Here is a 12,157-nt window from a genome sequence, read left to right as displayed (position 1 = left end):
GGATTGCGGAGAAGGATTTACCGGGTCCGGAGAAGAATGGGTATATGCGATCTGAGGGAACAGGTAAAAGTACGAAGAGGTATGGTAATCCTCCTGAAGAAGAGATTAAATTTAAGATTGATATTGCTACTGAGAAAAAAGCGGAAGAAATAAGAAATACAGGATTAGAAAATATAGATCTTCTTGCTAAGAATACAGGTTTAGAGTTACAAGAGGCAATAGATTTAAAATCGCATCTTTATCTTAATAAATATGACCTCCCAGCTTATGATGAAACTGGTCTATATTTTTACAAAACTAAATTAACACCCGATCCTGAAGTAGTATACGCTTTTCATAAAGCTTTGGAAGGAGAATTAACTCCTGATCAAAAAAAATGGTTTCAACAGTTAAAAGCACATGAACTAGATGAAAAAGCACGAATGGATTCAGGAACAGAATACTACAGACACCCAGAATCTTGGGATTTTGATTCGAAAAGCTGGAAATCAAAGCCTCCAGGTGCACATGATAATGCTCCACCACAACCTGAATTTGGAACATTCCCTGGATATAAACAAGAAAGTTCGGCATTTTATAAAATTAAAAAAGGTGATGAGTATGATATTGTCTTTTAATAGTGTGGTAAAAAGAGTACACGAAATAGACTGGAATATTGCAAGAGATCCTAAACAATCCCATTCAGTTCTACTGGCTGAATACTTGAGAAGAATGGCTGTTTTTGCAAATACAGGTTTTGCTATCCAAAGTCCCTTAGAAAGTCCGTTAAAAATTTTAAATATTGAGAATAATGATTTGTTGGTGGAAGTTAGTACGGTTGTAGAGGAAAGTTTGCCTAACATTAACAACCCAATACACTATAAAATATGTAGAAATTATTTAGAACTAGCATATATTATTGAGAAGGGATTTTCAAAAGCTTTAAAAGTAGCAAATATGTATGAACCTATCATTAAATTTTTTGAAAGAGGTGGGAAGTTAAGATTTGATAGTGACAAGGCGTTAAGTTGTGGTAGTGCTGCTTTTGTCCTCAACAATTGGATTAATTTTCATAGCGATAGATTAGAAACTGATATTAGCGATCCTAATTTGGAGAGAATTGATCTTGATAATAATCAGTAATAATTCTATTTATTTAGTATAATTTGAAGGCTATAAAACAGTTTAGGAAAGTAAATTTATAACCCAAAACAAAACTATACAATAGTATCAACAAATCTAAAAACAGATAAAATGCCAAAGCTTTTTCCAACTTTTTATGAGTAGGAACGAGCTTTTTTGCATGTTGACAATCAAAATTATGAAACGAATGAGGAGAAGTGAATGAGTAGGGACAAAAGAATTTAAGAGTGAGCAATAAACATAGAAAGAAAAAATGGATTCATATGGAAAAAGGATTAGAAAATTGAGTTGGATCAAAACAAAAACAATGGTTTCAAGAGTTGGCTGAACATGAATTAACTGAAACTGAATAAATAAAACAAGGCTATCCATATAAAAATCCTAATGCATATCAAAAAGGTAGTGACGACTTTGGTTCAGACACATGATGTAGCTTCCAGTCAACCGTCATTTGAGCTCCCAGGAGCATATGAATACTACTCGAAAAAAGGTTTTGGGTCATAAAAAATGAAAAAATGGAGCGAGTAATTGATGGAAGATCTTAATCAGGCAATCAAACGTATTTCTATAATAGATTGGAGTAATATTGGAAATAAGCAAGCAAAATCACATGTTTATCTGAGCAAAGAATATCTAAGAAGAGCATCAATGTTTTTTCGTGATTATCCAGGATCTTGTAGATATCCTTTTATTATCATTTCAAATGCTATAACTAAGTCACAAACTCATGTCAATGAATTACCTATACTAAAAAAGATTGATAATAATTATGTTGGAGAAATTGTTACCAGTTATTTAGAATTAAATGCACTTGTCGATGAAGGAAATGAAATTGCTATTGATAATAAAGATTTATTTGAACCAGTAATCAAGTTATATGAAAGAGGCGGACATTTCTTTATAAGAGCTGGCTATTTAAATGTAGCTGGATCTACAGACCTTCTTTCACTTGCAAATCGAGTTGAAAGGGAACCATTAGATATAAGTGATGAAGTGTTAGAGAAAGTCGACAATGAGCATGTTAATTAATTCATAGATTAATTTGAATTATCGAACAATTATACTATTGTTAGATAATGTAATGTCATAATTCAGTTGAATCGCTATATTATGTTTGTTTAATTATACATTTAAGCATATAAGGGACAAATTCTTATCAGATCCCTAGTTAATATTGAATCAACTTTTTCATAGCTATATTTAGTTTATTTAATTTTTCAGGACTTCAAGATACTTTAAGTAAAATTTCAATAAAAAGTATTGCTGTAGTTATTATTTTTTGCCGTCACTTTTTGGCGATGCTACTAAGCATTATCGAGTTGAAAAGTTAAATAGTCTTTTGATTATTGGATTTATGTGATTTGATAATGTATAAGCAGGACCTGCATGATCTAATTTTTAGCACACTTGTTGTAAATAAAAGAGAATGGCATTATCAACTTTAAATCCAGTAGAGTATATGAAGCTGCTAAATTCAACTTCATAATAAGTATTACAGTATATACTTAATAATCTAATAAGCTTGATACAGACATAATATTCTGTATCAGGCTTATTTAAATTAATTGTACGAATGTAGCTTCTGGTTAATCAGTCACCAAACAGAATAATATATTTCTGGTATCATCAACATGAACTTTCAAAATCAAAATATAGGACCGGATGCGGACTGCGATCTATCCTAAAACATGGTAAAATAGAGATCAATTCCATGGTTAATTTGTATAAAATTATTGGAGTATAACCAGTATTGTAATAAAACGATAACATTTGTTATTTATCATAGAAAGTCTAGCTGGTAACGCTACTGCATATACAGCATACATACGAAATCGGCAATCCAGCATACAGGCATAGATAGCAGTTATCAACGAGCTAAGCCCTCAATACGGTTCTAATTTCACTATGAAAATGACTTCCCAGTTCATAAAGTAACAACCTACAATAAACGACAATTCAATATCCATATGGTTCATTAGGCTTACTAATCAGTAATTCGAACAAAGGGGGAACATGATGAAATACGATGATGAGAAAATTATGGAACTGCTAAACCAGGCCGAGCTGGCCCAGAAGAACAATGATATCCTTGCAGGAACGGTAGAAGCGGAAGGACAGGAGTACACTTTTGAGCAGAGATCCTTTTTTGGTGATCAGTTGCATATACATATTCCTTCCAGCTTCAAGCCGATGTCCAGGGACATGCAGCGGGTCAAATATCCATACGAGGATCGTCCGGCAGTTATTCTCACCAATGCCAGAGCCGAAGTGGATATTACCCTCCAGCATGTGGATCAGCCACTGCAAGACAGCTGGGTACAGGAGCTTACAGCCGGCATGAAGCAAATGATCAAAAACATGCAGCCGACCAACGTATTCTATGATGAGAAGATTATCAGCGTTCATGGCAAAACGATCGGCTATTTTGATTTCAAAAGCCCTGCACTGGATCAGCCTGCTTATCGGCTACAATTTTTCCTGGAGTTAAATGGGGAGACGATTATTGGAGGCTTCACCTGTCCATACAAGAGTTACCAACAGTGGCGCGATCTTGTGCTGCAGATGATACATACTATTCAGACCGGTTCCTTGAAAGGAGAATAATACGAATGACTTTTGCATCTACCCGTACGCAATCCATGTCGGATATCTTAGCCGGCCGTCCTCTGCTGCCGACGATCTTCACCAAGGCAGATATCCGTATTGAACCGTATCAATTCGAACGTGTCCTCAAACTAGGTATCGTCAAAAAACTCAATGAACATGTGACCTTTACGCTTCAGGGAATTGTGCCGGAAGAACTGATGGACCAGTATGTAGAACGCGCAGATGAAGATGAACGAATCCGTGTATTTATCAGCAATCCGTATGAGGAGATTCTGTTATTCCAGGGCGTAGTCACTGATATTTCGGTAAAAGCAATTAACGACGTGCGTGAACTCCATATCGAAGCGCAGAGCATGACTTTCCTGATGGATATCAAGAAAAAGCAGCGCTCTTTTCAGAAGATCGAGGAGACCTACCGGGATCTATTTAATCACCTGGCGAGCAGCTATCCCCAGGCAGAGATCCGGGACGAAGCTTCCCATGGCAAGTATCTGGAAGAACTGTTTGTGCAATACAACGAGACCGATTGGGTATTTGCTAAGCGGCTTGCTTCCAGATTGAATGCACCGCTGATTCCTACATCTACTCAGACGGGAATGAAGCTGATGGTGGGTGTACCGGAGGGGAATTCTCCGATTCTGCTGAATGAGCATAATTATACCGTCAAAAAAGATCTGATGGAGCATAAGCTCAAAGCCAACAACGGTATTCCTGACGATCGGGAAGAATCCAGTATCAGCTACGAAGTGAACAGCTATGAATTGCTGGAATTGGGCAGTCCGGTTCGCTTTCAGGACAAGACGCTATACATCGCATCCGCCGAGATTGTAACCGAAGGTGAGCTTCTGGTTGGACGCTATATTCTGCGTGATCGTCCGAGCTTCCGCTTGCGTACGATATGGGCACATGAATTGTCAGGTGCTTCGTTGTTCGGTAAAGTCACCGAGATTATGAAAGACCAGGTGAAAATCAAATTGGATATCGACCAGGGTTCGAACGAGAGTGGCGCCAAGTGGTTCGCATACTCTACCGTCTATTCTTCTCCAGACGGCAGCGGTTGGTATGCGATGCCGGAAGCAGGCGACCAGATTCGTCTGTATTTCCCCGATGAACGTGAGAAGAATGCTTTTGTGGCAAGTTCGGTGGATCTGAAATCGTCTGATCCGGTCAAACGCAGCGATCCGGCGATCAAAAGCATCAGCACCAAATACGGCAAACAGGTCGTCTTCAAGCCGGGGGCGGTAGAGATTATCGCCAATGGACAGCTGCTGATCCGTCTGACGGACGAAGGTGGTATAGAAATCAACAGCAACAAAAAGATCATCATGACTGCAGACGAGGATATCCAGATTACCGGCAAAACCAAGATTACCATCGAAGGTCAAGAGGGCGTTGATTTCATTCAGGCTGGAGCTACCGTCAATATCAAGGACGATGTGAAATTGACCGGGGGCAAGGTGAATATCGAATGAGGCTGCCGGATCGTGACAGCGCGCTGGATGAATTCCTGCAGGAGCATGTGCTGGAAGGCTGGCTCGGCGATCTGCCCATCATCGAGAAAAATTACGAAGACGACAAAGAGGATATTGAGCAAAGCCTGATTGACGCGTTGCACAAAGCATGTCAGCGTGCCCAGGAACTACAGTCCACCGGACAAAAAGGTCCTATTCGCTATATGTATATTTCACTATTACGCACCGCCATTATGAACAACCAGCCCACTTATCGAATCGATTGTTATGATGAACGCTGGTTTCTTGACCCCGTCGAATGTACTGTACACTGGGATGCCGCTTTCACGTTCCGACCATTATTTGACCGGATGAAGCAACTGGATGAGCTTCGTCGTCCGTATGGCCGCCGGATTACAGTAATGGATATCGAGAAAATACAGCAGATCGAAGCGGTGAAGTATCATACGCTGACTGTGGAATTTATCAAATCGATGATGCCGGTCTGGGTAGAACATCCCGATTGGACCAAACTGAGCAAAGCAGCTGGCTGTGCTATTCTGGCCGGGGAGTTCCGGGACGAGAGCGAGCTGCTCTGTCAGCTGGAGGATTCTACGGAATCTCCTGATCATCAGGCATCAGCAGAGCAAAAGGAGGCAGCAGAGCAATGGACTATTTTCTCCTGAAGCAGGATATGCGTTATACCGATATTCCGCGGCTTGAGCCGATTACCCAGCAGATTCCGGTATGGAAGCTCCCGCATCTGCAGCCGGATGATATCAGTGAGCCGCTCGGATTATATATGCGTTCCGGGGAAGATACGGAATTTCTCGATTATATGGAAGAAGCGGTACCGCTGTTATCCGAGCGAATGATGAAGCTTTGGGCGATGTATGATCCGGCCATGGCTTTTCGCATAACGGTACTGCTTGATCGGGAGCAGATGCTGCAGTTGCCATATTATATTCCTTTTCCAACTGTAGCGGATGTGCTGCATCCAGACAGTGAGTGGAATCAGGATCATAGTATGCTCAAACAAATTGTGCTGGACGAAGCCAAACTGCAGCAGCGCCGGATATTCCGTATTGCGGGCAGTGCCCGTCCCGAAATTGTGGTCCGACTGGATATGGCAGAGAGCATGCTGCGTCGCGATATGACGGGCATACGCCTAGAGCGTCTTCCTGTTCATGCTGCCCAGTATCGGTAACACACCAGAAATAAGGATTCCACACTCAATTGTATATAGAAAGCAGGAACAGCCTACCCATCAAATACAGACACACCTTCGGTTTATTGAACCAACTACACTAATCTGAAACAGGATTTGCAGTAAAGGAGGGAAATTACGTGGCAGATGAATACTATGTTGTCCGCGGTGCGTCCATGCGTTGCAGTTATGGATCCCATCCGCGGAAGATCAACCTGTCGGCCAGTCACGGATCTTTTGTCAAAACTCAGCCGATGATGAATGAAGATGATTATAAACCCGAAAATGTAGCCAGCTTTGGCGTATGCAGCAGCTCACTTAATCCCAGTTCGGAGACAATATATTTGGTAGCTGAAGGCGGCGGGCAGGTGCAGGGCAAGCCATGTCTGCCGCAATTGTGCCAGCCATGGATGATGACCAAGGAAAAGACACGGGTCGAGGGCAAGCCTGCGCTAACCACATCTTCCTGCCATTTATGCATGTACAAGGGAAGTATCAAATTCGAAACGAGTGGACAGGAATGATGAGAGGAACCGAGATGATAGAGACGATTATGGATGCACTGGGAATCGGCAGTCCGGAAGTCATTGGCTACGACCAGCTCAAAGTAAAATGTCCGTATCCGCTTCAACACATTCATGGGCTTGAGATCGAATGGAAGCCTGGAGAACATGCCAAGCTGCAGTTGACCGGCTGGATGGACGAAGACATTCAGATGCAAATGCCGCTTGCCGCTTCGGTACAGGATCAAATCGAAGTTACATATGGTTCCTTTGGAGCCGAACAGCCGCTGTTCCGCGGTCTGGTTAACAAAGTAGAAGCGATTCGTCAGAATAACAGGCATGAGATTGTCATTGAGGGCATCAGCGCCTCATCATTATGGGATATCCAAAAACGTAAACGTACGTTCCCTGAGCAGACCCAGACGTATGAAGAATTAATAAGTAAAATCAATACGGATTATCCGGGCAGCTCGGTTGCTTTTCATAAAGGAAGCGATCAGGAAATAGGCGAAGCGATCTTGCAATATGAAGAGACGGACTGGGCGTTAACCAAGCGTCTGGCCAGTCGGTTACAGACTGTTGTGGTCTGTGATATGCTGGAATCTGTAAAGCCTAGGCTGCATTTTGGGCTGCCGGAAGGTAGAACTGTGACTGTACCGGATGACGTCCCTTATACAGCGCGCAAAGATCTCAAAGCCTATCAGCAGGCAGGCGGTTCGGAAGCCGGCCTGCATGATACGGATTTCTTTCGCTATGAGCTGCAGCATATCGAGCCATTTGCGATTGGAGATCGGGTAACCTTTCGAGATAAAAAGCTGGTGGTACGCGAAGTCCATGCCACTATGGATAAAGGCCAGCTGCTGTTCAACTATGTGCTCTCTCGTGAGCCGGGTGTCCGCAGCCTGCTGATCACCAATCCCAAAGCGATCGGTATATCGCTGGAAGGAACTGTACTCGCCGTGCGCGGTGAAGAAGTGAAGCTCAAACTCGATGTAGATAAAGACGACGGCAAAGCTGATCCGCACTGGTATCCGTTCGCACCGCCAACGGGCGGCCCAATGTACAGCATGCCACAGGTTGGTACCAAAGCCAGTCTGTACCACCCGGATGGTACCGGAACCAGGGCGCAGATCATTGGCTCAGTGCGTACCAATGGAGCGAGTGCGCCCAAGACAAGCGACCCCAATATCCGGTATTATGGTAGTGAACATGGCAGCGAACTGAAAATGGCCCCGGATCATGTGCATATCCAGGGGAATCCGGTAGGCACTATGGCGATTAGCCTGGAAGACGGCATAGGCGTCACGATCCGTAGTCCCAAAAAGCTGACTATAACGGGTAAAGAAGATATTGTGCTGTTCAGCAAAAAGAAAGTAATCATCCAGGCCGGTGAGCAAATCATGGCCTACAAAACAGGCGGCACATCGGGCATTGCTATAGAAGGGGAATATCATCTGCTCGGCGAAAAGGTCTGGGCGGATGGTAGCGACCGGACAGCCTATGCAGCCTATCAGGATGAACCGCAAAAAGGTACACCACCCCCACCACCCGATCCGCCAAAGCCGTTTGACTGGGGCAAGCTCGGTCGCAACGTGCTGGGTGGACTGGCCATTGTGGTAGGTGTGGCTGCGCTGGCGGCATTTACCGTAGCGACGCTGGGAGCTGGACCGGTAATTGTAGGGGCAGTAGCTGTTGGAGCAATGGCTGCAGGCGGGATTGCAGTGGGTGTTCAGGCCGCTTCCGATATCGCTCGAGGGGAAGTGAGCGACTTCGGGGAATATGCGACGACTGCTTTGCGGGAGTCGTTGATTGGAGCCGTCACCGGAGCGATATTTGGCCCACTCGGGGTTGGAGGATCTATCGCTGGTAAAATGGCCCTGGGCGGTGCTGAAAATGCCGTATCCGATATCGCTAGTCAGATGATGCAAGGGAAAAAGTTCTCCGAAATTGACTGGAAGTCGGTCGGAATGAGTGCAGGACTCGGTGTGGCGACTGTGGGCGTTGTTAATTCCAAAGCAGGCAAGGCACTAGGAAATGCAATAGTCAAAGGTGCCAGCAAAGTAACGCCGCAATTCGTCAAAAACGGAGTGAAAGCTTCTGGGGAAGCATTTCAAAGCTCTCTTAGTAAGCTGAATGAATCGGGCAGCAAGCTGGGTCAGAAGATAAAGAACGGTCTGGATGATATGACAAGCCCTGTTTATGTTACTCCTGATGGTACTCGTATTCGTATGAACGAACCAACTCGAATGGAGAGCAGAAGTATTCCTCAGACAGAAGTGCAGCGAAATTATAATCAGGCTATGAAAGAAATGGAAGAAGCAACATTACAAAGAAACTCAAGTATATTGGATGAGGCAGGTAAATTTAAGGATAAAAATATACAGTCTAAATATGAAGAATATTGTCAGAGAAAGTCTAAAATTGGTGAAAATCCTAAGGACCCGTTAGACTGGAAAGAAGCTAGTGAAAAATGGGCTTCTTTAAAAGAGCAAGGTCAAATATTCTCTGATGAGAAATTCAATGATTTCTCACAAGAGTACAGTAATGCACAGAAAGAAATAACCATTGTAACAAATGAGGGAACTAAAATTAGAGTTGATGCAATAGCTACTGATGACCAAGGGAACGTTATCATACAAGAGTATAAGAGCTCGGAAGTCGCTCCTTACACCGATAATCAGGAAAAAGGATTCCCGGAATTAAGAGATTCTGGAGGTAAAGTTGTAGGAGAAGGAAAAGGTGATTTTACAGAAGGGTATGAAGTACCACCTGGTACAAGAGTTCAAACTGTTCGACCTGAAGGAACAAGCTATTTTGATGACTAAATAAGGTGGGATAAAAATGTCGATATTAGATAGAGATAAAGTAGACGGGATTGGAAAAAATGAAGAAGAGAATAAAATTGCTTTATTGATTGCTGATCATTTAAATTGGGATAATGAAATTGAACATTTAACATTAATCCAGGACAAGATTAATGCTTATATATCATTCATAGAAAGTGGTCAGGCTTATAATATATATGAAGATATAAAAGTAATAGAAGGATATATAATTGATTTAAGATTTAAGTACAAACCTTCTTTAAATTTTTATAAATTGCTAGATGTATTCAAAAGCAGTACAAAAGATTTAGCAGTAGAATTTAGAATTCATGAATCTTAATAAAGCTTAGAATGAAGGTGGCAATTTGAAAGCAAATGAAGTATTTGATAAGGTATGTGGCTTGATAGCAAGCAATTATTCAGAGCGAGGTTGGAAATATTCTAAATCAAGTCATTGGATGACTAAAAAAGATAAAAAGTATACCTACAAAGTGTTTTTTTATACCAGTTGGAACAATATATCGGACAAAAATGTAGCATTCTATAGTGAATTTGCGATCATCAATTCTAATTCAAAAAGAAAGATATTTCATCTCGATACCCGTCAATGTAATATACCTGCAGGTCAGTTATATTGGAATCTAGCTAACGAACAACAACAGCATTCAGCTCTTTATGAATGTAAGAAGTGGTTGGATGAGACGTGTATTCCAATTGCAGAAAATTGCATTAATAATCCAGATCAATTTGTAAAACAAGTTGTAGCAGAGGGGTTTTATCCTTTGTTAGGTTACATTGTTGATATTGATTTTGTCCTGAATGAAGGTTCACGTGAATTAGCAGAAGAAGCAGCTAAAAGATATTATGATCATTTGAAAGCTTCTGTACAAAAAGAGTTCAGAGACAATTATGTGAGTATGATGGCAGATGAAGATGCTGTAAGTGCGTATGGGAATAATATGATGCGAAATCCGTCTAATTTTAGAACGATCATAGAAAATAAAATTAATATTGATTTTTAATTGAATACAACTATGAAAAATGATGGCCAAATACTAACTCTAAAAGGGTATTTGCCCATCATTTTTCATACATGAATCAGTAATCCAGGTTATCTCGGATAGCTATTGAAACAAGCAATCCATGATTTTGAAAAAGCAAAAGAATTGGCGTGGGCTAAACCATCAAAAGCCGAAAATATAGGATGGCAAGATATTAAATCAAACGAAATCTCTAAAATATTAAGCAAGATATCTTATAATCCTTGATTAGTTATTGAAGGAGGTTATGTTTTGAGTTCAGCACAGTTACCTAATTTATTTACGATCACAATGTTTCCTTCTGTACAGTTGAGAGAAATGGATTTACTTAACAATCTTTTAGATATATTTGAGCAGGATGAAAAATTTACTCCAACACATTAGGGAAGTAATGAATTAATGCGATCAGCTTATAATCGTAATGATATTTTGAATACAATGTCTGCAGAAGATGTTAGGATTTCAGAGATATATTTATATCGTAATCAATCACCCATAGAATATTCAGGACGTTTCAATTTAGATTTATCTTTCCGATCTTTCTTTGACTTTGATTTCAAAAAAATTGCGGTTGAATACTGGCACTCTTTTTTTGAAATTTCTGATCAATGTGCCGACATTCTTAAACCACGTTATGGTATAGCTCATATATTTTGGCCTTCGGTTATCCCTTGGGAGACAGAAATGGAAAAGTTGCAGCGATGGATGAATTTCTGTTCACAACCAGCACCTGTAAATCTAGGAGTTAGTGGACCACTAGGTTTGTCAACAAGAACGTATTTTGGATCTGACATTCTTGCTCTTATTGATCAAGAAATTCTAAAAAATACGCCTGTGATAGTTAGTAAATTAAAATGGGATGGAATTTGTATTGATATTGTAGAAAAACCCTGGGAAGTTAGCAAGGATGATTTACTTCAAAATTGGACTCGGACAATGAATTCTTTCGAAAAAAATGAATTATTTGCTATACCTAAGTTTAATCTAAAAAACCGGAGGAGTATTTCTTTCCAAGCTAATAAACTCTGGGAAAATTATATAAAATCTAATTTAGAGGCATATGAATGAGAGTTACATTATGAATTTAGAGTAACCTCAAATGTTAAATGATATTGCTTGTCACGCTACAAATGAGACGATTAAAAACTTATGTTCTGTATTTGATGATATAGAAGAAATGGTATTGAAGATGGAATAAAAAAGATTATGAAAAGCACTTCTTAATTATAGTCCTGATTCAGTAAAATGCTTTAAAATGTTATACCATATTCAAATTAGTGAAAGAAATCCTGATATGGATGATTGTTTATATTATTTAAATCTTAAATTTAATCAGAAGGAATAAAAATTAGTGTCTTAAAACAAAAAGGCTGCAGCAGAATAAACTGTACCCTACAAGATG

General features: G+C 40.6%; 14 protein-coding genes. All 14 read left to right on the top strand.

Going from position 1 to position 12,157, the window contains the following annotated elements:
* The coding region (locus H065_RS0124560) for a hypothetical protein (RefSeq protein ID WP_017815760.1) at positions 1-617 on the top strand (617 nt) is incomplete at its 5' end.
* A gap of 4 nt (positions 618-621) precedes the next feature.
* Positions 622-1,122 carry a hypothetical protein gene (locus H065_RS0124555; RefSeq protein WP_238558034.1) on the top strand — a complete coding sequence of 167 codons (501 nt, stop codon included), beginning with the start codon at positions 622-624 and terminating at the stop codon, positions 1,120-1,122.
* 531 nt (positions 1,123-1,653) lie between these two features.
* Positions 1,654-2,151 (top strand): hypothetical protein, encoded by a 498-nt coding sequence (locus H065_RS0124550; RefSeq protein ID WP_017815758.1) that lies wholly within the window; start codon positions 1,654-1,656, stop codon positions 2,149-2,151.
* Positions 2,152-3,135: 984 nt separating this feature from the next.
* On the top strand, positions 3,136-3,726 hold the full coding sequence (locus H065_RS0124545; RefSeq protein WP_238558033.1) for a hypothetical protein: 591 nt from the start codon (positions 3,136-3,138) through the stop codon (positions 3,724-3,726).
* A gap of 5 nt (positions 3,727-3,731) precedes the next feature.
* Positions 3,732-5,201 (top strand): hypothetical protein, encoded by a 1,470-nt coding sequence (locus H065_RS0124540; protein ID WP_017815756.1) that lies wholly within the window; start codon positions 3,732-3,734, stop codon positions 5,199-5,201.
* Positions 5,198-5,866: a hypothetical protein gene (locus tag H065_RS0124535; RefSeq protein WP_017815755.1), complete on the top strand. Its 669-nt coding sequence runs from the start codon at positions 5,198-5,200 to the stop codon at positions 5,864-5,866. The genes H065_RS0124540 and H065_RS0124535 overlap by 4 nt, the downstream gene beginning before the upstream one ends.
* Positions 5,848-6,387, top strand: coding sequence for a hypothetical protein (locus H065_RS0124530; protein WP_017815754.1), 540 nt, complete (start codon positions 5,848-5,850; stop codon positions 6,385-6,387). The genes H065_RS0124535 and H065_RS0124530 overlap by 19 nt, the downstream gene beginning before the upstream one ends.
* A gap of 140 nt (positions 6,388-6,527) precedes the next feature.
* Positions 6,528-6,911: a DUF4280 domain-containing protein gene (locus tag H065_RS0124525; RefSeq protein WP_017815753.1), complete on the top strand. Its 384-nt coding sequence runs from the start codon at positions 6,528-6,530 to the stop codon at positions 6,909-6,911.
* A complete protein-coding gene (locus H065_RS27770) occupies positions 6,908-9,715 on the top strand; it encodes a hypothetical protein (protein WP_193746806.1) in 2,808 nt (935 codons plus the stop codon). The genes H065_RS0124525 and H065_RS27770 overlap by 4 nt, the downstream gene beginning before the upstream one ends.
* 16 nt (positions 9,716-9,731) lie before the next feature.
* Positions 9,732-10,055: a DUF6572 domain-containing protein gene (locus H065_RS0124515; protein ID WP_017815751.1), complete on the top strand. Its 324-nt coding sequence runs from the start codon at positions 9,732-9,734 to the stop codon at positions 10,053-10,055.
* Positions 10,056-10,080: 25 nt separating this feature from the next.
* Positions 10,081-10,737 (top strand): hypothetical protein, encoded by a 657-nt coding sequence (locus H065_RS0124510; protein WP_017815750.1) that lies wholly within the window; start codon positions 10,081-10,083, stop codon positions 10,735-10,737.
* 105 nt (positions 10,738-10,842) lie between these two features.
* The gene (locus H065_RS28040) at positions 10,843-10,983 is read left to right on the top strand and encodes a hypothetical protein (RefSeq protein ID WP_193746805.1); all 141 of its coding nucleotides are present in this window, start codon (positions 10,843-10,845) and stop codon (positions 10,981-10,983) included.
* Between the two features lie 24 nt (positions 10,984-11,007).
* Positions 11,008-11,139: a hypothetical protein gene (locus tag H065_RS28510; protein WP_017815749.1), complete on the top strand. Its 132-nt coding sequence runs from the start codon at positions 11,008-11,010 to the stop codon at positions 11,137-11,139.
* Between the two features lie 54 nt (positions 11,140-11,193).
* The gene (locus H065_RS26695) at positions 11,194-11,823 is read left to right on the top strand and encodes a hypothetical protein (protein ID WP_443146865.1); all 630 of its coding nucleotides are present in this window, start codon (positions 11,194-11,196) and stop codon (positions 11,821-11,823) included.
* Positions 11,824-12,157 lie beyond the last annotated feature (334 nt).

Origin of the sequence: Paenibacillus shenyangensis, assembly GCF_000346635.1 — a bacterium.
Lineage (GTDB): Bacteria > Bacillota > Bacilli > Paenibacillales > Paenibacillaceae > Saccharibacillus > Saccharibacillus dauci.
This window is presented reverse-complemented; position numbering and strand designations above follow the sequence as displayed.